Consider the following 26170-nt stretch of genomic DNA (forward strand, 5'->3'; position numbering starts at 1 on the left):
ATAATTATATGAAATTAGATATACTGGCAGTGGGGTCGCATCCCGATGATGTAGAGTTAAGCTGCTCAGGAACCATAGCCAAGGAAGTGGATAGGGGAAAAAAAGTTGGTATACTTGACCTAACCCGGGGAGAACTTGGGACCAGGGGGACGGCCGAAATAAGGGAGAAAGAAGCAAAAGCTGCTGCTGAGATACTGGGGGTTACGGTTCGCGAAAACCTGGAGTTCAGTGATGCATTTTTCGAAAATAACACGGCTCATAAGCTTGAAGTGGTCAAGATGATAAGAAAATACCGGCCGGAGATCGTTCTTTGTAATGCAATAGAAGACCGTCACATTGACCACGGCAAAGGAGCGAAATTGGTGAGTGAGGCATGTTTTCTTAGCGGACTCAGAAAGATCGAGACCATACTTAACGGAGAGAAACAGGAAGCCTGGCGGCCAACACATGTGTTCCATTATATACAGTGGAAGAATCTTAAACCCGACTTTGTGGTAGATATCTCAGGTTATATAGATAAAAAAGTTGCGTCTGTTTTAGCCTATTCCTCCCAGTTCTATGATGAGAACAGTAAAGAGCCTGAAACACCCATTTCCAGCAGTAACTTTCTGGATAGCATTACTTACCGTGCAAGGGATATGGGAAGACTTATAAACACAGAGCATGCTGAAGGCTATAATGTTGAGAGAATGGTTGCGGTAGATTCGGTATTTGACCTTATTTAAATGGAATTTTTTCTTTGCGAAATTGATCAAATAACTTACATTTGCAACCGCTAATCAAATGGTGGTTGTAGCTCAGCTGGTTAGAGCGCTGGATTGTGGTTCCAGAGGTCGTGGGTTCGAACCCCATCATCCACCCAAAAGTAAAGTCCTTCAGAAATGAAGGACTTTTTTTGTTATATGTTTTAAAAACTTTTAGAGTATCTCGCGCAACCTTTTGAACCCTGTGGTATTTACTAGGTGTAACTCAATTTATCAACATGAAAAAACTACTGCTATTTACTTTAATGCTGGTTATCAGTATTTCCTGTTCAAAGGAGGATAACAATCTCAAGCCTTTAGACCTTAGCGTGAACAATATCACCGGCACCTGGCAGTTGACCGAAACCTATCTCAGCCCGGGCGGCGAGACCGAATGGCAGGAAATTGAGAACGGCCCAACATACAATTTCAAATCCAATGGAAGCTTTACTTACTCTGAAGGAGATTGCACTTCGGGTAACTTTGAAATACTTAATGAAAACCTGAAACTTAGCTGTCACGGAAGTTCTGAAGTTTATAGTTATTTCATCCACAAACTGGATTCTTCACAAATGGAGATAAGTATCGTTGGCTGTAAAGAGGCCTGTGTTTATAGATATCAAAAACAATAATTTCACGATTACATTTATAGAATGCTTTCGAAATGGTATTTTTGAAAAAATCATTTCATGAATACCCGAGAAGACCAGCTAAAAGCCTTTGACAGATTACTCACCATAATGGACGAATTACGGGAACAATGCCCCTGGGACCGTAAACAGACCATGGAATCTTTACGTCATCTTACGATAGAAGAAACTTACGAACTGGGCGATGCCATCCTGGATAAGGATATGGATGAGATCAAAAAGGAACTGGGCGATGTATTACTTCACCTGGTCTTTTACGCAAAGATAGGAAGCGAAACAAACGATTTTGATATTGGCGATGTTGCCAATGGGATTTGCGATAAGTTAATAGATCGGCACCCTCATATCTACGGGGATGTTGAGGTGGCCAATGAAGAAGAGGTAAAGAAGAACTGGGAAAATCTGAAGCTCAAAGAAGGCAAGAAAAGCGTGCTGGAAGGAGTTCCAAGGTCTTTACCGGCCATGGTTAAGGCAAATCGTATTCAGGATAAGGTTGCAGGAGTAGGATTTGACTGGGAAGAATCTCAGCAGGTATTTGAAAAACTGAAGGAAGAACTGGAAGAACTTCAGCACGAGGTGGAAACCGATAATAAGGATGAAATAGAAGCCGAATTTGGAGATGTTTTGTTCTCGATGATCAATTACGCCAGATTCCTTAAAGTGAACCCGGAAAACGCCCTGGAACGCACTAATAAGAAATTTATTCAGCGGTTTCAGTATCTGGAAAAAAAGGCAAAAGAGAAGAATAAAGCTCTGAAGGATATGACGCTTGCCGAAATGGACGTCTTCTGGAATGAGGCAAAGAAATTATAGTTAGTTGGTAAATACCATTAGCTCATCCAGTATCTCGACGGACGAGAATTTCAGGTTTTCGCATATCCATAGCAGACTTTCACGGTTGTAGAATATTACATGCGTAAGATCGTTCTTATAATGCCAGCTATTGAAGTCTATTGCCCCGGTCCACACTTCAGTTTTGCAGTATAATTTTCCTCCTGAATTCAAAAGGGACTTCAATAAGCTGAATTCTTCAAAAGGCTTTTGAAAATGTTCCATCACTTCACAGCAAATAATGAAGTCATACTGTTTATCCAGCAATTTATGGTTGGGCTGAAAATAAGGATCATAAAGCTTAATATCGAATCCTGTTTTGGCAAGTTCTGAAGCTATAACCGGGCCGGTTCCGCAGCCAAAGTCGAGGCCCCGTGAATTTTTGGGAATTTCGGATCTGATCTTATCTATAACGGGCCTTACGAAATTAATATATCCGGGATCGTTAATATCGTTATTGTGAAGACGGTATCTGAACTTTTCTTCCTGCGGGCTAAGGTAAGATGCGGGAGAAAGTAAGATAGCCCTGCAGTTTATACATTGTAAGTACTCCCGATCTTTAAAGACTTGAAAATTCTCGGTAGCACTCTTGCATAAACTGCATCGCATGGATCTTTAATAAAGTGATTTGATCTTTCTGAGCTTCTCTTCCCAGACCTCAAGGTCTGCCTTGTGATTCTCAATATTTTTATGCACCTCCTGAACAACAGGATTATCGTCCTCCACATGAGCGAAGAACTGAAGATTGTTCTCCAGTTGCCTTATTTCGGCCTTTGTCTCCTCAATTTTTTTAGTAAGGAAGTAGTGCTCATTTCTTATCTTATTATCATCATCTGCCTCATCAAGAGCCTGTACCTTGTTTTCATATTTAAGCATTTCGGCCTTGGTGTTATCAATATCCATTTTCTTGAATAACTGGTCCAGCGCCTTATTAAATTTACCCTCTATGAAACGTTTGTTATATGGTACTTTGCCAACTTCCTTCCAGGCATTGATCTGTTCTTTAATGGCCGCGAGGTCTTCTTTTTTATCCCCTTTGAGCTCCATGCTCTTGACTTTTTCAAGAATCTCCTTTTTCTTTTCAAATGCTTCGAATTCCTCCTTGTTATCTTCATTGCGTTGTGCATGAAGCCGGTCAAAATAATGATTACAGGCTTTTTTGAACTGTTTCCATATCTTATCGCTATCCTTTCTCGGGACATGGCCTATCTTCTTCCAGTCGGCCTGTATCTTCTTCATTAAAGGAGTGACAGTTTTAAAATCTTCGCTATCCTTATTGTCTTCAGCTATCTGGATAAGTTCCTTTTTCTTTTCAAGGTTATCGTATTGCTGCTTTTTCAGGTTCTTGTAAAACGCATTTTTTTTGCGATTGAAGCGGCGCACGTTTTCCTTGAAAGCGTTCCAGGTCTCCTGGTTCTTACTTCTCGGAACCTTGCCGGCATTGAAAAACTCTTCTCTTAAAGCTTCTATTTCCTTAATCTTTTGCTGCCATTTATTATGACTGTCAAAATCCTGGTCGGCGATCTCCCTGATCTTTTCTATGATCTCCTGCTTCTTTTCCCAGTTCTTTTCATACTGCTCATCAAGCTTATCAAAATACTCCTGTCTTTTATCGTGAATCTTTTTGGTGGCCGTGCTAAACCGCTCCCAGATATCTTCTCGATATTCTTTAGCTACTGGTCCGAGTTCTTCCTTCCACATTTTATGGAGCATCTGCAATTCACGAAATGCACGGTTCACATCACCTTCCTGTACCAGCTCCTCTGCGCGATCTATTACCTTTAATTTTTGCTCAAGGTTATGTTTGAAGTCCATATCCCTGAACTCCCGATTAAGATGCAGAAAGTCATAGAAGTTCTCTACATGGTGATGATAGGTATTCCATACATTATTGTACTTATCTCTCGGAATAGGTCCTGCCGTACGCCATTTGTCCTGGATCTCCTTAAAATGATTGTAGGTGGTATTGATATTCTCTTCAACATCTAATAAACCTTTTAGTTCCTCAATGATCTCCAGTCTTTTCTGAAGATTTTCATTAAGGTCCTTTTTAAGACGCTTATAGTAATTACTTCTCTGTTCCTTATAATCGAAATAGAGGGAATTAAAACGTTTTTTTAGGGGAGTGGAGTAGTGGAAGTCTATAATGTTCCCACCATCGGCCAGGAAATCTTCCTTTTTCTCTTCAACTTCTTCATCGAATTTGGCATTGAATTCCGCCCTTATTTCGGCAACGTGTTCCTTTATAGCCTGTATCTTTTCCTTTTTCAGAAGTCTTTCCAGTTCGTCTGCAAGGGCTTCCTTGGTCATGGAATGATAATCTTTCTTTTCGATATCATGGCGTTCACTGGCGCTCTCATCTTCGCTATCCTCAGCCACCGCACTATCCATATCATCTTCGTGATTTCCTGAAGATTTTTTATTTTCTCCAACTACTGCCTCACCAATATCGCTGTCCAGATCGTCATCCTCATCATCTTCCTTCTGTTGACTTTTTTGTTGTGATTCTGACTCAGATACCATAGCGTCTTCATGATCTGTAGAATCAGAAACCTTTTTCTTTGCTTTAGGTTTCCCTTTTCCTTCCGAATCATCTTCCAGCACCTCGGGCTTTTTGAAGAAAGGATTTTCCGTATTATCACTTTCCTCTTCTTCAAGATCTGAATATGGATCTGAGTCCGGATCTTTCTTTTCACGGGCTTTCTGATCGGAAGTGGCCTTACCCGCTGCCGATTCATCTACCATGGCATCTTCATGATCTGTAGATTCGTCATTAGCTTCCTCGGTAATTGAATTATCGGAATTATCTGAAGTTTTCTCTGTATTCTTTTCGGTTTGGTCATCAACAGACTCCGCCTCCATTTTCTCCGAACTACCATCAGAAGTCTTCTTTGCTGAGTTCTTAGCTTCCTCAGCCTTTAATTCTTCTTCCGTAAGTCCTTTTTTCCTGTTTTCATTTTCTTGTTGAGACATATTTTTCAATGTTAGGTTCTTCAAAGTCAATTAAAGGTGAAAGATAACAACTCCCCTAAAATTGGGCAAGTGATTGGTTTTATTTATGGGGTGTGGGAGAGGGATATTTACTGTTTGGAACTACGAATTCCATATACTCCAGGCCTTTTCTGCCTGAAATTCGAGCATTTTCAATCCGTTAATAGCGGTAGCACCTTTTTCTCTTCCCAGTTGCATGAGCCTGGTTTCTGAAGGATTATAAACCAGGTCAAAGATGAGGTGATCTCTGGAAAAATATTGAACCGGTAGTTCCGGATACCTATCGGTCTCAGGAAAAGTCCCGAGTGGGGTGCAATTAATGATAAGTGTATAGGAATCCATGGTCTCCCGGGTTAGCTCATCGTAAGAAAAAACCTGGGAAGACTTTTTCCTTGATACGAATTTGAAATCGATTTCAAGGAGTTTTAGGGCGTAAGCAATGGCTTTTGAAGCTCCGCCGGTACCTAGGATAAGTGCTTTTTTATGATGAGGTTTTAAATTGGGCTTAAGCGATTCGAGAAATCCCCAGTAATCCGTATTGTACCCACAAAGGCTCCCGTCTTTTTCAAATTTGATGGTATTCACCGCCTGAATCTCTCTGGAATGAGGATCTAAATGATCCAAAAAGGGGATGATCTCCTCTTTATAAGGGATGGTGACATTCAGTCCGGAAATGATATTATTCTTTAGAATTTCAGGTAGTTCCTGAATGGACGCAAGGTCAAAATTCTTATAAACAGCATGAATGTGTTCCCTCTCGAATTTTTCCGAAAAATATTTTCGGGAAAAGGAATAATCTATATTTCTGCCAAGGAGTCCGAAGGTTCTCATTTTCGCTGATTTTTATTTTCATACCAGGCCAGGCCTAAGACTATGAATATTCCAATGAGAATAAAGAAGATGGCTAACCAGGTTTCTGAAATGCCAAATTCAGGTAAGTACCGGTCATAATTGTCGATGATCTTATTGCCTTCACGGTCTATCAGGATCTCACCCTCTTCATTGGTTTTGAAGATCTTTTCTTTCCAGGGCCAGACCACTCCCAGAGAACCGGTGATGAAACCAATGATCATCGCGAAAGTATGCTTTTTATATCGTTTTAGAACATAACCCAGAAGATGGGAAAGCGAGACGAGTCCCGCAAGGGAACCAGCAGCAAATACGATTAACACCTTTAACATTCTAAGTCTTTCGGCATCCCGGGTGAAACTAAAATCCCAGAGGATAATTTCGGCAATGGTGTCATATAGCGCGTTAACCGAATCTACCAACAGCAGGACATAATTTCCTAAAAGAATAAGTATGAAACTTCCGGAGAGCCCCGGTAGCGTCATTCCGGAGACACTTATCATTCCGCAGATAAATACGAACCACAGATTATCGTTCTCCCGGGCCGGTTCGAGAAAACTGATTGCCATACCTCCAATTATACCAAGCAGAGCAAAGATAGCCGAGTTGCGGTCCCATTCCCCAAAGTCCTTACTTATGTAATATATTGAGCCTATGATCATTCCGAAGAAAGAAGACCAAACGTATAATTCGTAATGTACAATTAGATAATCCAGGAGTTTGGAGACGCTAAAATAACTTATCAGCATTCCAAGGATAAGGAGCCCCAGGAATTTACCATTTAAATATTGGTAAAGACTCCTGAATCTACCTGCCAGGAGGAGTTTGAGAGCCTTAAGGTTTACTTTTTGCAAAGAATATATGAACTCCTCATAAAATCCGGCTACGAACGCGACAACACCTCCTGAGACTCCGGGAACTTTATTCGCGGCGCCCATGGCGAGTCCTTTCAGAACGAGCAGGATCTTATCAGTTATAGTTCTAGTCTGCTGCATCGGCCGAATCGGGTTTACTGGTTGCCAGCATTTCCAGAATGATGATCAGAAAGAATCCCGCAAGCATAAGCAGCCCCGCGTAAAGTGTTTGAGGGTCTCCATTGAAATTCCAGGGTAGAACAGAGGCTTCTCTTAAAACAACCTCTTTCTCCCCGTATGTGGCTTTTTCCAGAACTTCTTTCCACGGCCATATCTTGTTTAATGAACCGGCGATGAAGCCTGTGAGCACAGCAAGAGTAATACTGCTGTAATGAACGAACAGCCATTTTAGAACACGTGAAAAACTAAGAAGGCCGAATACTGCTCCACAACCAACCACAACAAGTGTTTTAACGTCGAAATCATGAGCGGCTTCGGTAATCGATTTATAGGCTCCCAGTAGTACAAGGATAAAAGCTCCTGATATTCCCGGCAGGATCATGGCGCAAACTGCAATAGCACCGGCCAGGAATAAATAAAGATATCCTGAATTGGACGCGAGAGGGGGGAGGCTAACTATATAGAAGGCTACAGCTGCACCAATAAGCAACCCCAGAATAACCTTGAAATTCCATTTAGGGATCTGTTTTCCAACAAACCAGATACTGGCCAGTACTAGTCCGAAGAAAAATGACCATATAAGCACCGGATGATTTTCAAGGAGATAATTAGCCAGGCGCATTAAGCTGAAAAGACTTATGAGAATACCACAAAAGAGAGCCAGAATAAAGTTTCCGTTCATCTCTTTCCACATGGCCTTGAAACCATCTTCCTTCCATGTAGTTAACAAGGTAGGTTTTACTCCGCTGATCGTGGAAATGAGCTCTTCGTAAATTCCTGAAATAAAAGCTATGGTTCCTCCCGATACTCCGGGAACAACATCTGCCGCCCCCATAGCCATTCCCTTAAAGGTGATCTTTAGGTAGTCCAAAAAGCTTCGCTGCATCTTCTTTTTTTATGATTTCGCCAAAGGTAGCAAAATTACTAAGAGAGCTTTACGAAGGAATTTATAATTTGTTTGACACTTTTCCGGTCAAAAATATTCGGAAATAGTTCTTCAATAATGATGTAATATTCTGAATCTATTTTCAGTGCATTATTGAGGTGAAAATATCCCTTTTCCCCTTTATTTGTTGAAAAGAAAAGTCCGGCCAGTCTGTATTCAATCTCTGCCGTATCGGGATAGAATTCGAGTGCTTGCAGCATACTATGGATGGCTGTTTCATATTCACCAAGCCCGATGAGAATATCACAGCGTCTTATCCAGGTCTCCAGTTCATAATTGCCGAGCTCAAGGCTTTTTTTATAGCCGTGTTCGGCTTCCTCGTAAAAATTAAGACGGCTGTTTATCTTGGCATATCGTTTCCAATACAGGACATTCTCTTCATCAATATTTATTGCCTTATTGATATAATAAAGAGCCTTTTGGAAATTGAGCTTTTTAATATAAAAATCGGTGATCGCGATCCATCCTTTATCAAGTAAGGGATCTTCATGAACAGTTTGCTTATAATTCTTAAGGGCAAGCTCATCGCACCCAAGCTTTTCAAAACATTTCCCTATTCTCAAATAGGCGAAAGAGCTAGGGTCTTCAAGTTCCAGCGTTATCTTATAGTTTTCGATGGCCTCATTATAACGTTTCAGTTTTTCAAGCACCTTTCCTTTTTCAAGATATGCGCCTACAAACCTGTCATCACTAATTATGGCAAAATCGAATGCAGCCAGGGCTTTATTGTATTCCCTCAGGTCAAAATACTGTTTCCCAACCTGGTGCCATGCAACTTCACAATACGGGTGTTTGTCAAGGTACATGTTCAAATATTCAATAGCTTCGGTCTTCTGGTCCAGAAAATCGAAGCAATACATTACATTATATAGCGCTGAATAGTCTTCTTCATCTGCTTCCAGACATTTCATGAAGCTGTACTTGGCATTCTCGAAATCCTCCAGGAACAGGTATTCCATTCCGATAAGCGAAAATATCTCGGCATCTTCAAGAGTGATCTCCAGGGCAGCTTCCAGCATTTTTATAGCTTCCTCATGCATATCCCTTTTTGAATAGATCTGAGCCTTTTGTATATAGATTTCTTCATTCGAAGCCTCCAGGTCCTTCAGTTCGTTAAGGATACCATCTGCAAGGTCCAGCTTATCTTCAAATACAAGGATTTCCACCTTGAACAACCTCAGGTTGACCGAGCTGGGGTGCTGCGCAAGTCCCATTCTAACCGCTTTCTTTGCCAGTGAAATCTTGCCGTTCTCCAGGTAATAATTAATGATGTTCTCAAATTCATTAGAATCAAAGAACAACACATCGTTGGTTTTCAACATGGATTCAAAGCGGGTTAGTGAGAAATTGTCTTCTTCATTATGGCTTAACTGCATAAGAGGCCGATTTAGGGATTTCTACTGTTCTAAAGTTATAAATGAATAAAAGCGATTTGGGAAAAGTGTTATATTGTTGTTAACAAATTAATTAACACTCAGTAGCCTAGTCTTTTATTTTATTGAGTATGTCAATAATAATGCCACATCCTTTCACTATTTCTTCATTGGAAATTGTAAGTGGGGGAGTGATTCGAACTGCTCTTTTTTCGTAGAGGAGCCAGAAAAGGATCAGTTGATTTTCTTTGGCTTCGAGGACCAGCCTGTCGGCTATTTCGGATGTTTTTAAGACAATTGCGAGCATTAAACCTTTTCCCCGAATTTCTTCGATAAGGGGGTGGTTTAACAGTCTTCTGAATAATTTTTCCTTTTCCAGACACTGTGACATGAGGTCTGTCTCTGTAATTTCACGGAGCGTGGCCAGTGCGCTGGCTGCAATAAGAGGATTACCCCCAAAGGTTGTGATATGTCCTAATTTTGGATTGTCCATTAATAGGTCCATAAGTGCTTCGGAAGCCGTAAAAGCCCCTATTGGCAGGCCGCCGCCCATTCCTTTACCCATAGCAACGACATCTGGAACCACTTCAAAATTCTCAAAACCGAATAGTTTGCCAGTTCGGCCAAAGCCGGGTTGGATCTCATCCAGTATCAGTAATGCTCCCACTTCTTCACAGCGCTTTTTCACCTTTTTTAGATAATCATCTTTAGGCATTATGAATCCTGCTCCTCCCTGAATGGTTTCCAGTATAACTGCAGCGGTCTTTTCTGTTATCTTTCCCAGGTCATCCGGGTTATTGAATTGAATGAATGAAATATCTCCAAGAAGCGGTCTGAATGGTTTTACCCTTTCCTCATAGTCCATAAGACTAAGGGAGCCCATGGTATTGCCGTGATATGCTTTTTTTGCCGCGATGATTTCAGATCTGCCGGTGGCCCTTCTCGCCAGTTTAATAGAGCCTTCAATAGCCTCAGTACCCGAATTCACAAGATATGTTTTGCTTAATGGTTTTGGAAGATTTTGGGCCAGCAGCTTTGTAAGGTCAATAGCGGGTTGCTGCGCATATTCTCCATAGACCATTACATGCAGATATTTTTCGGCCTGCTCTTTAATCGCCGCTACAATTTTAGGATGTGAATGTCCAAGGCTACACGCCGAAACACCGGCAACAAAGTCCAAATGGGCCTTCCCATCGGTAGTGTGGATATAACAGCCTGTTGCATGGGAAACCTCCAGCGCAAGGGGATGCGGGGTGGTTTGAGCCTGATATTTTATAAAATCTTCTTTCAAGTTACTGGTCCTTCTTTATAGGGGAAATCTTTGGTTTTTGAATATCCCTTCTCAGACTGTCTTTGGTTATTTCGGGTTTTAAACTATCCCTTAGCTTTTCATTTTTGAATTTGAGACTGTCGGGATCACGGTTCTTCAAAATTTCAGGTTTGAGACGTGAATTTTCATTGAGCAAGAGTTCATCTTCATCCCTCTCCTCAAAAAATTCGTCGGGTTCATCGGGTAGTGGTATTCCTCTGATCCGGGTAAGTTCCGGCTCGGGTTTACCCTCAAACAATCCTTCCTTAGTCAGGATACGTTCCTCCCCACGCCAGTTAAAACCTTTTAGTTCTCTGGCATTTGGCGGGAAATCTGCTTCAGGAGTAAGTTTTCCATCTATCTGATTATAATAATAGATATCCTGTATCTGCTGCTCCAGGAATAAGATCCGGATAGAACTGGCAAGTGTCTTATTGATTCCTATAAGGTCGTCATTGTCATTCCGCATATAATGGAGCGTTTCAGTGTTCTTGTCTATGATCACTTCATTGAGCTCATTTTCCTGGAAATATCCCGTAAGTCGTTTTCCTTTCACCTGGTTAAAGCCTTCTATACTATCCTTCTGAATAAGAAATGCATTGTCAAAGACTAGTAGTGAGTCCAGCTGTTCGGTGTTTGTATTGCTAAATAAATGTATGCTGTCTCCAGTCATCTGGTTCTCACCAGACCATAATACCGGATTTCTTTTGCCTCCCTCGCGATCTATATTGATTAGCTTGGTGAGTCCGCTTTGCTGATTGGAATAAATGGAATCACTACGCCCGCTCATATCGCTTTTAAAGATTCGCACATCGTAGAACCCTCTTATAACCCGTTTATCAGGTTTACCTGTGATCATGATGGTATCACTATGAATAAAAAGTGAATCTTTATCCTGAAGGCTGGCGGCAAGTGCCCTTTTAGTAATAAACACCGAATCTTTGTCACGAAATACCTCCGCATAATGACCGGTAACCGTGCTATTATTGATGGTGTCTATCACCCGTATATTATTGGTGGCCGAGGCGAAACTGGTCTCACGGTTAAAATAAAGACTGTCACCTTTTAATATGCGATTATCATAATTGATCTGGGAGTTCTTTACAAAGTAGCCGTTATCGGCCCTGGTGTCATAAAACCCACGTTCGCAATACACGGTACTGGTTTCACTTTTGATGGTAGAGGGACCGTACAGGTAGGCATGCCCGCTTTCAGAATAGAAATCCAGTTGTTCAGAATTGATAGTATATTCCGGGTTGGTCACCACCACTGTATCAATAAAACTGTATTTATCTTCCTCCATGAAATAACGGCCTATACGACTGGTAAGCACACTGGCTGTATCAGTGACTTTTCCGCCACTTCGGTAATATGCCTGCTGTTTGAGACGGTCAAAGAAGAGACTATCTGTTTCCAGCGTGGTCTGAGGCCGTTCCATTCTGACATTTCCGCTGGCGAAGGCAAATTCGGTATTTCCATTGTATTCGGCATAATTGCTGGTCATATTTACACTGTCTCCCTGTTTCATGCGAATATTTCCATAAGCCTTAAAGAAATTGGCTTCTTTATAGAAAACCGCATTATCGCACCAAACTTCGATCCCATCGTGGTCAAAATATACCTGATTATCTACCTTGCTAAGGATAAGAGCTCCCGGATAACGCTCCTCGTTTTTGAGGGTCCGGTCTGAATCGTAATTGATCTCCTGGGAATTCTGAGCGACTCCCAGAAGCGGAATGGCGAAAATACCGATGAATAAGAGTAAATACTTTTTAAGCAAGCCTATTTTTTTTCAAAAGTAAGCAAAATCCCCTGATCTCATTTGGTAAGCTTCTATCATTACTGAGGTTTTTAATTAGCGCAACTTTAAGAAAAGGAAGGCACTTTAAATTTCTTGCGTTATTCTTGTAAAGAAGACATAATGTTTGATCCCGCCGTAAACTAGTTGCGAAGACCCTATGTCCAAGCCGGATCATAGAAGTGATTTAGTTTATCATGGAAGAAACCAATAGTAAAGATATAGATGGAGGTTTTAATGTTGGCGTAGGCCAGGCTTTAGATAAGCCTATGACCGGAGAAATGGTCACAGCTATTGCAAACCTAATGATAAAGGAAAATTAACCTAATTAAAAAGCCCCGCATACATCGGGGCTTTTTGATTTTATCTGTTGATAGTTTGTTTTCTATCCGGTCCTACAGAAACCATTTTGATTGGAACTTCAAGTTCTTTTTCCAGGAAATCAACATAATCATTGAATTCCTTTGGCAGGTCTGAAGGATCTGTAAGCTTGGTAAGATCTTCTTTCCATCCTTTCACTTCAGTATATATAGGTTCTACATTTTCCGGTTCGATATTATAAGGTAAATGTGTTATTTCCTCGCCTTTATATTTGTAAGCTGTACAAACCTTCAGGATTTCAAATCCACTTAAAACATCACCTTTCATCATGATAAGCTGGGTAATACCATTAACCTGAACCGCATATTTCAATGCAACAAGGTCCAGCCAGCCACAACGTCTTTTTCTTCCGGTGGTGGCACCAAATTCGTTTCCTACACGTCCCATGGTTTCTCCAACTTCATCGAACAACTCGGTAGGGAAGGGGCCACTTCCAACTCTTGTAGTGTATGCCTTGAAAATACCAAAGGCTTCGCCTATTTGCCTTGGCGCAACGCCTAATCCCGTACATGCGCCGGCTGCAGTAGTATTTGAAGAAGTAACGAAAGGATAGGTTCCAAAATCAATATCAAGTAAAGATCCCTGGGCACCTTCTGCCAGGATAGTCTTGCCAGATTTAATGGATTGCTGAAGGTATTCTTCGCTATCTATAAATGTAAGTTCCTTTAAGGTTTCAACAGCCTTACAGAATTCTTTTTCTAGATCTTTAAGGTCATACTGAACGTCCACATCATAGAAAGCGATCATCTTTTCATGCTTATCGGCAAGTGCACGATACCTGTCTTTCCAGTCTTCAAGTTCAAGGTCACCCACTCTTAAACCGTTTCGTCCGGTCTTATCCATATATGTAGGGCCTATACCTTTTAGAGTGGAGCCTATCTTCGCCTTGCCCTTGGCAGCTTCAGAAGCTGCATCCAGTAAACGATGAGTAGGAAGTATAAGATGTGCCTTTCTCGATATAAGCAGTTTAGACTTATAATCTATATTATGCTTTGCCAGATTATCCAGTTCTTTCTTAAAGATAACCGGATCTATAACCACCCCGTTTCCTACAAGATTGATACTGTTATCGTGGAAAATACCGCTGGGAATAGTGTGTAATACATGTTTTTGTCCGTCAAATTCCAGGGTATGTCCTGCATTGGGACCACCCTGAAAACGTGCAATAATATCGTATTGTGAGGTAAGTACGTCGACTATTTTGCCTTTTCCTTCATCACCCCATTGAAGACCTAGTAGTAAATCTACTGCCATGAAAATGTATACTTAGTTAGTTGATTTTTTATTGCCGTAAAAGTATAAAGAATGCTTTTTAATCTCAATATTAAAAACTTCTTCAATAGTTTGTTTGATGCTTTGGATCCTGGGATCACAAAATTCAATCACTTCTCCGGTATCGGTAAGTATGATGTGATCGTGCTGACGGTCAAAATATGATTTCTCGTACTGCGCCTGGTTCTGCCCGAACTGATGTTTCCTTACGAGTCCGCACTCCAGTAACAACTCAATGGTATTATAAAGAGTTGCCCGGCTCACACGATATTTTTTATTCTTCATTTTGATATAAAGTGACTCTATATCAAAGTGATCATCCGAATTATAGATTTCCTGAAGAATGGCAAATCGTTCCGGAGTTTTCCGGTGACCTTTTTCCTCAAGATATTTAGTAAAAACGTTCTTAACGACCGCCTGATCGTTCTTATTTACGACTTTTTTGCTCATAATTTGCTTTGCAAAGGTATAAGTTTATTCACGGCTAACCTTGTCTATCCCGTTAATTTTTTTCAGTCTTTGGATGATGGTATTCAGGATATTATTGTTCTTAACCACCAGGGTTATCCTGCCGCTAAAGATCCCATCGGAACTGTCGAAGTTAAGATTTTTCATGTTCACGTGCATGTTGCTTGAGATCTCCTGGGTCACCTCGCTTACCAGTCCTATATTATCTATACCCTGCAGTTTTATAACCGCCACAAAATCCTGTTGTGAGCTGTCTATCCACTTAGCCTGAATGATCCTGTAGGCATAATTACTCTGAAGCTGTAAGGCATTGGGACAATCCTTTTTGTGCACTTTTATCCCGTCATTAACAGAAATGAACCCAAATACTTTATCTCCCGGTATAGGGTTACAGCAGTTGGAAAGTTTATACTCCAGTTTCTCCTCTTCGTTCCCGAAGACAAGCTGGTCGTATTTGGCGGTGATCTCTTCCTTGTTAAGATCGGCAGAGACCGGAGATTTCTTGATCTTATTCTTAAAATAACTAACCAGGGCATTGCTTCGGGACGAAGCAAAATCCTTAAGCATCTGGTTGTCTATTTTTCCTATTCCTACCCTGTAGAAAAGGTCCAGGCTGGTTTTTAAATTAAAGAATACAACCAGTTGGTTGATAGTCTTTTCGTTGAACTGTATCTTCTGGGCTTTCAGTTTTCTGGCCAGTACTGCTTTTCCTTCTTCGGCGATCTCCTTTTTTTCTTCTTTTAAAGAAGATTTTATCTTGGCCCTTGCCCGGGCTGTGTTAGCATAATCAAGCCAGTTGATATTAGGCTTGGCACTTTCGGAAGTTATGATCTCCACCTGGTCACCGCTTTTCAGCTCATGACTAAGAGGTACCAGTTTGTTGTTTACCCTTGCTCCTCTGGTATGCAGACCAATTTCAGTATGGATACTGAAGGCAAAATCAAGCGGTGTCGATCCTTTTGGGAGGGACTTCAAATCTCCCTGTGGGGTGAAAACGAAGATCTCTTTGGAATACAGATTAAGTTTGAACTGTTCAACAAAATCTACAGCATTCACTTCGGGATTTTCAAGAGCTTCCTGTAAACGGGTCACCCATTCTTCAAATCCTCTTTCTTCCCTTCCCGAAGCTCCCTGTTTGTATTTATAATGAGCAGCATAACCCTTTTCTGCAATCTCGTTCATTCGCTCACTACGAATCTGCACTTCCACCCAGCGTCCCTTAGGCCCCATGACCGTAATGTGCAGGGCTTCATACCCGGTAGATTTTGGAGAAGATATCCAGTCTCTTAATCGGGTAGGATTAGGTCGGAAGTGATCCGTAACTATGGAATAAATCTTCCAGGCCAGGAATTTTTCCTGTGTCGGCTCGCTTTTGTAAATGATCCTGATAGCGAATTTATCGTAAACCTCATCAAAGCTGATGTTCTGCGCCTTTATCTTCCTGTTGATGGAATAGATGGATTTGGGTCTACCCTTAATTTCGTAAGCCAAATCCTCCTTATCAAGGGAGTCCTGAATAACCTTGGTGAATTCCTTTATATAGGCATCCTGTTCTTCCTTACTTTCTTTCATTTTAGTAAGGATATCATGGTAGATCTCCGGTTCGGTGTATTTCAGTCCAAGATCTTCCAGTTCGGTCTTTACATTATAAAGACCTATCCTGTGAGCAAGAGGAGCATATATGTACAAGGTTTCAGACGCGATCTTCACCTGCTTATCAGATCTCATCACATCCATAGTCTGCATATTATGCAACCTGTCTGCAATCTTGATAATAATAACCCTTACATCATCATTGAGGGTGAGCAGCATTTTTCTGAAATTTTCTGCCTGCAGGGAAACGTCCTTATCCTTTTTAAGGTTGGAGATCTTGGTAAGCCCGTCAACGATCCGGGCAACGGTTTCGCCAAACATCTTTTTAAGGTCCTCCAGGGTGTAGCGCGTGTCTTCAACTACATCATGTAGAAGAGCAGCGGCGATAGAGGTGGCGTCCAGACCAATTTCCGAAGCTACGATCTTCGCTACCGCGATTGGATGAAATATATAGGCTTCCCCGGATTTTCTTCTCTGGTCCTTATGTGCATCCACAGCAGTGTCAAACGCCTTCCTGATGAGCTTTTTATCATCATCGGTTAGGGTTTGATAGCTAATGCGGAGCAATTCCTTATACTGCCTTGCAATCTGCTTGTTTTCTTTTTCAATAGCTGCCTCTGTCATAGGTTAAAAATACAATTAAGATGGAAATGAAACAACTAAAAACCGGTCTTAAGGTTGTGATACCGCTGTAACAGACTGGGGTGGGAGTAATGTACAAAAATATAAGCCTTGTGGGGAGTTAAATTACTCAGTGTATTCCTGGATAATTTCTTTAAGCTAGAAATGAGCGAATCACCATTATAAGTCGCTTTTGCATAATTATCTGCCTGGTATTCGAATTTACGAGAAATGAAGTTCATAATAAGTCCGGTAATTTCGGAGATCGGGCTATAAAGTATTCCAAAAGCTACAAGACCAATATGAAAACTGGGCTGGGCAACTCCCAGGGCTTCTGAAAGTATTGGATTACCAACGAAAAGTGATAACAGCCATAGGGTGAATCCTGTGGTAAGTACTGAAGCTACCAGGTTCACGATAATATGATTTTTCTTGTAATGACCTACCTCGTGAGCCAGGACCGCCACGATCTCTTCCTCTTCCAGGTCGTTGATAAGGGTATCATAAAGCGTAATTCGCTTTTCACTTCCAAATCCTGAGAAATAGGCATTCGCCTTTGTGCTTCTTTTAGAACCGTCTATCACGAAAATATTATCAAGCTTAAAACCAACACTTTTAGCATACTGTTCAATTTTAGTTCTTAGGGAACCTTCTTCGAGTGGGGTTTGCTTGTTGAAAAGCGGAACTATTAGTTTAGCATAGAACATATTCATAAATACAGAAAATATGGCAATGAGAATCCAGGCGTACCACCAGAAATCATCTCCAGCGATCTGATAGAACCAAACAATAAGGGCTAAAATGCCTCCGCCAATAATTGCAGTCATGGCAAGACCTTTTATCTTATCCAGAACGAATGTTCGTTTCGTTGTCTTATTAAAACCATATTTCTCTTCGATCACAAAGGTGCTGTACCAGGAGAATGGAGTCATCAAAATATCACTGCCCAGCATAATGATCCCAAAAAATACCAGAGCTATGATGATTGGATTCTCACTGATACTCCGTGCGATCTGGTCTACCCAGGCAAACCCATCAAAAATGATAAAACCAAGGGTTAGCAATACTGAGAATGTTGAACTCACAAGACCAAATTTGAATCTATCTTTCTTATAGCTCTGAGATCTTTCATATTCCTTTTTATCATAAACATCAGATAACTCCTCTGGAACCGGATCATTAAAATGTTTTGCATTCAGGGTGTCGAGGATCTTGTCAATGAGAAAATCAATGACGATTATAGTAATTATGATATAAAAAAGAGTTTCAGGTGTCAAATTCTGTTGTTTTAAGTTGAGTCTGCAATTCGTTGCCGTTTCGCCTCAAAAATAAGAATTCCGGCCGCTACAGAAACATTCATGGAATCAATTTCCCCATGCATCGGGATTATAATATTCTGTGTAGAGTTTTTAAGCCATTCATCGCTAAGACCGGTAGCTTCGGTTCCCATTACAATGGCTGATGCTTCCTTAAAATCGATCTCATGATAGGCTTTGGAAGCCTGCAATGCGGCGGAGTAAATATTAATATTATTTTCTTTTAAAAATTCAATGATCTCTGAAGTTGTGCCGATGGCGATCTGGTTGGTAAAAAGACAGCCAACACTACTTCTAACTATATTAGGGTTGTACAGATCTGTCTTTGGATTTGCGATGATCACGGCATCCACCGCCGCGGCATCTGCCGTTCTTAAGATCGCTCCAATATTTCCGGGTTTTTCTGGTGCTTCGGCAACAAGGATGAGCGGGGTGGAAGTTTGGAGTTCAATATCTTCAAGCAGATGTGATTTGGATTTGAAGACAGTGATGATCCCTTCGGTACTGCTTCTATAGGCTACTTTTTCATATACCTCCTGGCTTATCTCGATTATCTCAGCCGGTTCTTCGCTGGCAGATCTTGCAATCTCCAGTACTTTCTGAAAATCTATAAGCTCCGGATTGAAATAAAGCTGAAGCAGCTCATAGTTTCCTTTAATCGCAAGGGAGGTTTCTCTCTGACCTTCAACTACAAAAACATTCTCCTTTCTCCGGTTACGGGATTTCTCCTGTAGCTGAAGCAATCTTTTTATTTCCCTGTTCTGGGTGCTGGTGATACTTTTAAGCATGGCGATAAAAATACGTAGATATTAGGCATAAAAAAAGCCCCTGAGTTTTCAGGGGCCTATATCTTAGCAGTCTTTATTTGCTATCTTCTTCTTTCTGTTTTTCAGTTTCCTGATTTTCATATTTTTCAGAATAGCGCTTCCATAGTTCTGTCTGGTGAGACTCCAGGCTGATTTTCCTTCCATCAATGAAAGCATGAGTCAGTCGGTTGGTTCTCATGTCCAGTGCGTCTCCTTCAGAAATAAATAAAGTGGCCGATTTTCCTTTTTCAAGACTTCCGTAGGTATCATCAATCCCCAGGATCTTGGCCGTATTTAAAGTTATAAGCTGAAGGGCATTTTCCTTGTCCATTCCAAATGCCGCCACAGTACCGGCGTAAAAAGGCAAATTCCTGGTGTTCATTCTTTCCATTTGTCCACTGCTTTCAATTCCAACAAGAACACCTCTATCCTGAAGCAGTTTCGCTAATTTATAAGGATAATCGTAGTCCTCGTAAGCCATTTCTGGAGTGCTGTGGGGGCGGTTCACCAAAACAGGAACATTATTTTCCTTAAGTTGTTCTGCCACACCCAGTGCATTATAGCCTCCAACGATCACAAATCCATCAAGCTTCTGATCTTTCTTGAACTGCAGAGCATCAAGTATCTCCTTTTCACCATCCACGTGAACGAATACCCTTTTCTCCCCGGTAAAAACCGTTTCCATTGCCTGGTATGGCAGATGGGTATAATCCTGAGCTCCGGCCAGGTAAGCTTTAGCTTCATTAAAGAAATCTTCCAGTTTCTGAATTTCTTCGGTATATTCTTTATTAGGTTTCAGGTTAGGGTCTTCGCCTCTCCACCAGCGACCTCGGCTAAAAGCATCAGGCCAGTTAATGTGAAGTGCGTCATCCTCTTTTACTACAGCATCTTCCCAGTTCCATGCATCGAACTGCACTACAGATGAGGTGCCCGAAACAAGTCCTCCCCGGGGAACGATCTGTCCAAGTAGCACTCCATTAGGTCTCATGGACTCAACGATCTTGCTTTCGGCATTATAGGCGATCAAACTTCTTACATTTGGAAGAATTTCTCCAATTTCATCCTGGTCTATAGTGGGTCTTACTGCGGCGATCTCCACCAGTCCCAACGTTGAATTGGGCGCGATAAACCCCGGATATACATGTTTCCCTTCCGCCTGGATGATCTCACCTCTGTACTGCATTTTCGTTGAGGTTGCATCCATTACCTGGGTAAGTTTACCGTTTTCAAATATTATAAGGCTGTTCTCTATCACTTCACCATTCCCAAGATGGGCGGTAGCTCCAACAATAGTCACTGCTTCGCTCTGCTCGGGTGCAGGGGTTTGCTGTGCAGAGCTGTTTCCTGAGATGATCAGGAATGCTATTAAAATATAATTATATACTGATTTCATTTTTGTCAATTTTTTATTGAACCTTCTCTAGAAGATCACAGTGAACTCTCTGCTTTTCTTTTTTGGTCACAGGCTGGGTTTTAATACCATTGTTCTTGGCCTTAAGCATTTGCCCGATAAGTTCGTTACGTTCTTTTTTGATCTCATTCCTCATCTTTCCATCACGTTCTATGTCAAAATAGAACACTCCTTCTACCATGGTCTTTTCGGGTTTGGCATAGACAGAAAGCGGATGCTCGTTCCATAATACAAGATCGGCTTGCTTTCCTGTTTTAATACTTCCCACAAGATCATCTACATGCAATAGTTTTGCTGGGTTAATGGTCACCATTTTCCATGCTTCCTCTTCGCTCATCCCACCATATTTTACACTTTTAGCGGCTTCCTGGTTCAGTCTTCGGCTCATCTCGCTATCATCACTGTTGATGGCAACAGTGAGGCCAACTTCATTCATGATCGCAGCGTTATAAGGGATCGCATCGTTCACCTCATATTTGTAGGCCCACCAGTCAGAGAACGTAGAGGCTCCAACGCCATGTTCCTTCATCTTGTCGGCTACTTTGTAGCCCTCCAGGATGTGCGTGAAGGTATTGATGTTAAAGTCAAAGGCTTCCGCAACTTTCATAAGCATATTGATCTCGCTCTGGATATAAGAGTGGGAGGTCACGAAACGCTCTCCGTTAAGGATTTCCACAATAGTCTCCATTTCCAGATCCTTGCGAAAATCTTCACCACTTTTTTTCTGACTTTCGTAAGCACGGGCACGACTGAAATAATCGGTAAATACCTGTTCAACTCCCATTCTGGTTTGCGGAAATCTTATAGTGCTGCCCCAATTGGACTGCTTGACGTTTTCTCCCAGAGCAAATTTGATAAAAGGAGGTGCCTGTTCAAAGATCATATCTTCAGCAGATTCTCCCCATTTTAGTTTAAGGATAGCTGACTGCCCGCCGATGGGGTTAGCCGAACCATGAAGTAACTGAATTGAAGTCACCCCGCCGGCAAGGTTCCTATAGATATTAATATCAGTAGGATCTACAACATCTTCCATCTGAACTTCGGCAGATGAATTATGTCCTGCCTCGTTAATGTCTGAAGCTGCAATATGCGAGTGCTCGTCAACTATACCCGCTGTAAGATGTTTACCGGTAGCATCGATCACCCTGGCTCCGCCGGCATTGAGATCCTTTCCAATGCGAACTATCTCCCCATTCTTCACCAGCACATCTGTATTTTCCAGTACTCCTTCATCTTCACTTGTCCAAACGGTCGCATTCCTGAAAAGAACATTTTCCTGTTTTGGTTTTTGAGTAAAGCCATATGCAACATTAGGATAGGTGACAGGTATTACTGTATGCATCTTCTCCTTCTTCTCCTTATCATCTTTCTTTTCAGCATCGCTTTGTTTTGAAGCTGTGAACGCAGTCTCAGTTCCATTAGGCATGATCGCCTTTCCAGATATTTTATCGGTACTTTCCGGTACATTTGCTGAAAGTCTGACGAACTCTGTTTTGGTGGTATCCGGAGAAGATAGCAAAAGGTTCATCCAGTTATCCTGAAAGCTGAGTTTGGAACCTATCTTGGTGTCGCCCATTTTAACCTCGGCTTTTGGTTTGGAAGGTTCCCCGGTGATACTAAGCTCATAGCTCTTCCCATCTACTTTCAGATCATATTTCCCGGTAATATTAGTAACGTCCATATTTTCAAGGATCGTTCTGTAGCCCTGTACCCAGTTTTCATAAAGGGTGGTCTCCTTATCGAAATAATCACCAGAGGTAATGATAAAGTTTGCCCAGGCTCCTTCTTTTATTACGCCTATTTTTCCTTCCTTGCCGATGGTCCTGGCTGGAACCGTAGTTAAGGCTGCAAGGGCAGCTTCTTTGCTTAAACCATATTCGATGGCCTTTAACAGGTTTGCTTTGAATTCTTTTTCAGCATCAATGGAGTGAGTTGTTAGTGTAAAAGGCACTTTGTTTTCTGAAAGCATCTTCAAATTTGCAGGCGCCTGATTCCATTCTCTCATTTCTTCGAGGCTTAACTGATTTGCCAGGTATGGATTTTCAACATCGTAAGCTTCCGGAAATTTGAGAGGTACTATAAAGGTCGCATTCGACTCTTTTATTTTATCCAGTCTCTGGTATTCCTTTCCGCTTCCAACGATCACATATTGAATTCCGAATTCATCCCCAACCTTATCGGCTCTAAGCTCATTTAAGAGATTATCTGTAGCGAAGATCTGTACCAGATCACTGTTCTCATTCAGAGCCTCGAGGGCAAGGTCTTTATTGTCGGCATTTCCTCCCGCATACCATTTTGCATCAAGGTAAGCCTGACGGATGAGTGCCATGGTTCCCATAATGGAAGTAGGATAGGACTGTCTTGACTGTACGCTCTTATCAAAAGAAAGATATTGAGCAGATCTTTCGTCAATGATTCTGTCGCCTTCAGTTACTCCGGGTGTAAGCGCTACCAGCATTCCGGTTCCGCGGATGATCCCGTCCGGTACATGAGTGTTCACAACTCCAAATCCCGCTTTATGGAGTTTTTCGGCTTCTTTTGAGTCGAAACTGAAATTAGCCACCGCATCAGTATCAGGTCTTATATGGTCATTCCAGTAATAGCCTTCACGTCCAGCATCATACTGAGGCTGACTTCCGTTTTCAGCTCTTTTGGGTTTGGAAATCCCAAAGCTGGTATACAGATCTATAAAGGATGGATAGACTTCTTTTCCCTGAAGGTCAACCACTGTGCTGTTGGCAGGAATATTAATCGATTTTCCTACCGCGGTTATCTTTCCTTCTTTGATCGCAAACATTCCATTGTTAATAATGGTTTGCGGATCTACATGTATTTTCGCATTCTTAAAAACAGTGTAATTGGTGTTCCGGGTTTTGACACCATCATTCTTGGGAAAGTATTCCTGTGCATGTAAGTTCAATACACCTAGAAACACTCCCAGGATCAGAAATTTTAATTTCATTTAGTTCAAGGGTTTTAATAAAATAGATTATTCAAATAATTAAGAGAGGCTCAAAATACTAAAATTTGGAGAATCTGCTAACCTTTTTTAAAAGCCTGACGAGAATCATCAAAATAATTAACAAGAAGAGCCACCACATAACTGTAACTTTTCATTCCGTCTGCCTGATTATTTGCGATAAGATAACGGTTATAGGTAGCCTGGAAGATAGGCTCAAAAGGATTTGTATGCCTGAGCCAGAATTCATCTACCTCCCTGTAGTTTTTCAGGATCCCGGAATTCATTTTAGCGGTCATTTCTTTGACTCTTTCGGGTTCCCGGCGGTAGATCTCACTAAGGCAGTAACTTAATGCAAAGGTATACCCGGAATACCTGAAATAAGGATCGGGGTGATTCATCGTAGCCAGGCACGCAATGAAGTTCGCTTCGTTCTCTTTTGCAAAACCAAGCTGATGCCCAATTTCATGACTTGCCGTAGTCGGGATCTTATAAGGCACAATAAGGGTGTTCACCTGGGCTTCATTCGTTAGCGGATTCAGGTAGCCATTGAATCCCATATATGTTAAGGGGATACTGTATAATGAGCGTTTTAAAGCTTCCCCATTATACCTAAGTTCAGGAAAGTCCTTCTGAAGATTCTCATAACCTTCTATGGTAAGGTCAAAAAGCTCTTTTTTAGTAAAATCATATTCTACCTTTACCGAATCATTTTCGGCCAGTTTGGAATGCAACTCATTGGATTTTTCGATGAGAGTTTCTGTAAGAGTAATGAGCTTTTCTGTAGTATAATTGTTTTCGATCTCCAGGCTCTTATGTAGAGGAAGGCGATAATAATTAAATCCCCAGAACAGATGAAAACAAAAATAGATCACCGATAGTGTGGCAAGAGCATCTGGTATCCAGGATTTGGGATTCCTGAATTTCTGGCTTATCCTTCTGGCCAGCCAAATTATAAGTAGGATCACCAGGGCGGCATATAAAAAATCACCCAGGGAAAAAGGTACAAATCCCAGGCTGTATCTCATAATTTTTGAAATTACGGGGTACAGGCCATGGGAATAATACTCTTCAATGAAATATGGATGATTCTTGAGTATATTGATGCCTATGATCTGAAGAGGCAAAAATATGGCGAGCAACAATACAGATTTTCTCTTCACGGCTTAAAAATACAAATATTTAGCAGGCCTCAAATTTTTGAAATCGGTCAAATCGAATACCTTTGTGAATATACCAAAAAATACAGGAATGAATGAAGAAATAAGGGCACTGGAGCCCAAAGTCTTATGGAATAAATTTGCAGATCTGAATGCCGTGCCCAGACCCTCAAAAAAAGAGGGGCGGGTTATAGAATTCATTAAGAATTTCGGGAATGAACTTGGTCTGGAAACTGAAGTAGATGAAGTAGGAAATGTGGTGATCCGTAAACCTGCCACCAGAGGCATGGAAAACCGAAAAAAGATCGTTCTTCAGGCCCATCTGGATATGGTTCACCAGAAAAATAATGATACCGAATTCGATTTTGACAACCAGGGTATAGAGATGTATGTAGATGGAGACTGGGTACGGGCTAAAGGAACCACGCTGGGAGCAGATAATGGCCTGGGCGTGGCAACCATGATGGCGATACTGGAAAGTAACTCGATTGAACATCCTCCGCTGGAAGCTCTTTTTACGATAGATGAAGAAACAGGCATGACCGGTGCCAAAGGATTAAGTCCAGAAATTCTCGAAGGAGATATTCTCTTAAACCTGGATACTGAAGAAGACGATGAGATCGGGATCGGGTGTGCCGGAGGAGTTGATATCACAGCTACAAGATCCTATGAGGAGGAAAATATGCCTGAATCGTACCGTTCTTATGAAGTAAAGGTCCAGGGACTTATGGGAGGACATTCGGGAATGGATATTATCAAAGGCCTTGGTAATGCCAATAAACTGATGAATCGTTTGCTGGTAAATACGGCAGAAGAATTCAAATTGCGAATCTCTGAAATTGATGGCGGAGGATTGCGAAACGCGATTCCGCGTGAAAGCACTGCGGTTATAGCCCTTCCTGAAACAGAAGAAGAAACCTTTAAAAAGGAATTCGAAAAACGGGCGAAGGCTATTAAAGAAGAATATGCATCGCTTGAACCTAACTTAATTCTTGAGCTAAACAAAATAGCTTCACAGGAAAAGGTGATGGACCTTGCTTCCCAGCGTGAACTCGTCCTTGCACTGGCCGGGGCTCATAATGGGGTTTACAGGATGAGTCCTGAAATTGAAGGGCTTGTGGAAGCATCGAATAATATCGCGAACGTTACTGTGAAAGAGGGTGAAATATGGATAAAATGCCTCACCAGAAGTTCTGTAGATTCATCAAAGGACGATCTGGCTAACTCCATAAAATCTGTTTTTGAACTTGCCGGATTTAAGGTGGAATTATCTGGAGAATATCCAGGTTGGGCACCGAACAGTGACTCTGCTATCCTGAAGACGTTGGACGGGATCTATCAGAAGATGAATGGAGAAAAGGCACATATCGCAGCCTGTCATGCCGGCCTTGAGTGTGGGATCATAGGAAGCCATTATCCGGGGATGGATATGATCTCCTTTGGGCCTACAATAAGAGGAGCTCATTCTCCAGATGAAAGGGCAAGTATAAAATCTGCTCAGAAATACTGGGATTTCTTACTAGAAGTATTGAGAAACATCCCTGAGAATTAATTGCCTTTTACCGGATAATAGGAAAAACCAACTGCTTGTTTTTACTTTCTAAACAAGTTCAGGATAACCAAAAATAAAAAGCCCCACGCAGCTGCGTGGGGCTTTTA

General features: G+C 41.5%; 21 protein-coding genes and 1 tRNA gene. 6 read left to right on the plus strand and 16 right to left on the minus strand.

Annotated elements, in window-relative coordinates; genetic code table 11:
* The first annotated feature begins 8 nt into the window (after positions 1–8).
* The 4 genes from bshB1 to mazG all read left to right on the plus strand — a co-directional run bounded on the left by bshB1 (position 9) and on the right by mazG (position 2206).
* Positions 9–725: a bacillithiol biosynthesis deacetylase BshB1 gene (gene bshB1 / locus EZJ28_RS07505; protein WP_131396461.1), complete on the plus strand. Its 717-nt coding sequence runs from the start codon at positions 9–11 to the stop codon at positions 723–725.
* A gap of 61 nt (positions 726–786) precedes the next feature.
* Positions 787–860: transfer RNA gene (locus EZJ28_RS07510), tRNA-His, on the plus strand.
* A gap of 122 nt (positions 861–982) precedes the next feature.
* Positions 983–1375, plus strand: coding sequence for a lipocalin family protein (locus EZJ28_RS07515; RefSeq protein WP_131396462.1), 393 nt, complete (start codon positions 983–985; stop codon positions 1373–1375).
* Positions 1376–1432: 57 nt separating this feature from the next.
* A complete protein-coding gene (mazG, locus tag EZJ28_RS07520) occupies positions 1433–2206 on the plus strand; it encodes a nucleoside triphosphate pyrophosphohydrolase (protein ID WP_131396464.1) in 774 nt (257 codons plus the stop codon).
* Here the strand turns inward: mazG and EZJ28_RS07525 are convergent, their stop codons facing one another.
* The 8 genes from EZJ28_RS07525 to EZJ28_RS07560 all read right to left on the minus strand — a co-directional run bounded on the left by EZJ28_RS07525 (position 2207) and on the right by EZJ28_RS07560 (position 12506).
* The gene (locus EZJ28_RS07525) at positions 2207–2833 is read right to left on the minus strand and encodes a class I SAM-dependent methyltransferase (protein ID WP_131396466.1); all 627 of its coding nucleotides are present in this window, start codon (positions 2831–2833) and stop codon (positions 2207–2209) included.
* Between the two features lie 6 nt (positions 2834–2839).
* Positions 2840–5197: a DUF349 domain-containing protein gene (locus tag EZJ28_RS07530; RefSeq protein WP_131396468.1), complete on the minus strand. Its 2358-nt coding sequence runs from the start codon at positions 5195–5197 to the stop codon at positions 2840–2842.
* A gap of 120 nt (positions 5198–5317) precedes the next feature.
* Positions 5318–6046, minus strand: a complete 729-nt coding sequence (locus EZJ28_RS07535; RefSeq protein ID WP_131396469.1) for a shikimate dehydrogenase — start codon at positions 6044–6046, stop codon at positions 5318–5320.
* On the minus strand, positions 6043–7059 hold the full coding sequence (locus tag EZJ28_RS07540) for a DUF368 domain-containing protein (RefSeq protein ID WP_131396471.1): 1017 nt from the start codon (positions 7057–7059) through the stop codon (positions 6043–6045). Before EZJ28_RS07540 ends, EZJ28_RS07535 begins: the two co-directional genes overlap by 4 nt.
* Complete coding sequence (locus tag EZJ28_RS07545; RefSeq protein WP_131396473.1) at positions 7046–7984, minus strand: DUF368 domain-containing protein; 939 nt, start codon at positions 7982–7984, stop codon at positions 7046–7048. The genes EZJ28_RS07540 and EZJ28_RS07545 overlap by 14 nt, the downstream gene beginning before the upstream one ends.
* A gap of 38 nt (positions 7985–8022) precedes the next feature.
* Positions 8023–9420, minus strand: a complete 1398-nt coding sequence (locus EZJ28_RS07550) for a tetratricopeptide repeat protein (protein ID WP_131396475.1) — start codon at positions 9418–9420, stop codon at positions 8023–8025.
* A gap of 106 nt (positions 9421–9526) precedes the next feature.
* Positions 9527–10708, minus strand: coding sequence for an aspartate aminotransferase family protein (locus EZJ28_RS07555; RefSeq protein ID WP_131396476.1), 1182 nt, complete (start codon positions 10706–10708; stop codon positions 9527–9529).
* A 1-nt stretch (position 10709) separates the two neighbouring features.
* Positions 10710–12506, minus strand: coding sequence for an OstA-like protein (locus EZJ28_RS07560; protein ID WP_207388436.1), 1797 nt, complete (start codon positions 12504–12506; stop codon positions 10710–10712).
* Between the two features lie 215 nt (positions 12507–12721).
* On the opposite strand from EZJ28_RS07560, the gene EZJ28_RS16195 reads away from it, so the two are divergent.
* Positions 12722–12847 (plus strand): hypothetical protein, encoded by a 126-nt coding sequence (locus tag EZJ28_RS16195; RefSeq protein ID WP_278248317.1) that lies wholly within the window; start codon positions 12722–12724, stop codon positions 12845–12847.
* A gap of 40 nt (positions 12848–12887) precedes the next feature.
* Here EZJ28_RS16195 and EZJ28_RS07565 read toward each other — a convergent pair whose 3' ends face one another.
* From EZJ28_RS07565 to EZJ28_RS07600, 8 genes are all read right to left on the minus strand, one after another.
* Positions 12888–14159: an adenylosuccinate synthase gene (locus tag EZJ28_RS07565; RefSeq protein ID WP_131396478.1), complete on the minus strand. Its 1272-nt coding sequence runs from the start codon at positions 14157–14159 to the stop codon at positions 12888–12890.
* A 12-nt stretch (positions 14160–14171) separates the two neighbouring features.
* Positions 14172–14627: a Fur family transcriptional regulator gene (locus EZJ28_RS07570; protein ID WP_131396480.1), complete on the minus strand. Its 456-nt coding sequence runs from the start codon at positions 14625–14627 to the stop codon at positions 14172–14174.
* A gap of 24 nt (positions 14628–14651) precedes the next feature.
* Positions 14652–16862: a bifunctional (p)ppGpp synthetase/guanosine-3',5'-bis(diphosphate) 3'-pyrophosphohydrolase gene (locus tag EZJ28_RS07575; protein WP_131396481.1), complete on the minus strand. Its 2211-nt coding sequence runs from the start codon at positions 16860–16862 to the stop codon at positions 14652–14654.
* 35 nt (positions 16863–16897) lie between these two features.
* Positions 16898–18136 carry a M48 family metallopeptidase gene (locus tag EZJ28_RS07580; RefSeq protein WP_131396483.1) on the minus strand — a complete coding sequence of 413 codons (1239 nt, stop codon included), beginning with the start codon at positions 18134–18136 and terminating at the stop codon, positions 16898–16900.
* An 11-nt stretch (positions 18137–18147) separates the two neighbouring features.
* Positions 18148–18963, minus strand: a complete 816-nt coding sequence (locus EZJ28_RS07585) for an RNA methyltransferase (protein WP_131396485.1) — start codon at positions 18961–18963, stop codon at positions 18148–18150.
* A gap of 73 nt (positions 18964–19036) precedes the next feature.
* A complete protein-coding gene (locus EZJ28_RS07590) occupies positions 19037–20374 on the minus strand; it encodes an amidohydrolase family protein (RefSeq protein ID WP_131396487.1) in 1338 nt (445 codons plus the stop codon).
* 13 nt (positions 20375–20387) lie between these two features.
* On the minus strand, positions 20388–23354 hold the full coding sequence (locus EZJ28_RS07595) for an amidohydrolase family protein (protein ID WP_131396489.1): 2967 nt from the start codon (positions 23352–23354) through the stop codon (positions 20388–20390).
* A 77-nt stretch (positions 23355–23431) separates the two neighbouring features.
* Positions 23432–24514, minus strand: a complete 1083-nt coding sequence (locus EZJ28_RS07600; RefSeq protein WP_131396490.1) for a DUF3810 domain-containing protein — start codon at positions 24512–24514, stop codon at positions 23432–23434.
* Between the two features lie 88 nt (positions 24515–24602).
* Here EZJ28_RS07600 and EZJ28_RS07605 point away from each other — a divergent pair, with 88 nt between their 5' ends.
* Positions 24603–26063, plus strand: coding sequence for an aminoacyl-histidine dipeptidase (locus EZJ28_RS07605; protein WP_131396492.1), 1461 nt, complete (start codon positions 24603–24605; stop codon positions 26061–26063).
* Positions 26064–26170 lie beyond the last annotated feature (107 nt).

It is taken from the genome of Gramella sp. KN1008 (genome assembly GCF_004332155.1).
GTDB lineage: Bacteria > Bacteroidota > Bacteroidia > Flavobacteriales > Flavobacteriaceae > Christiangramia.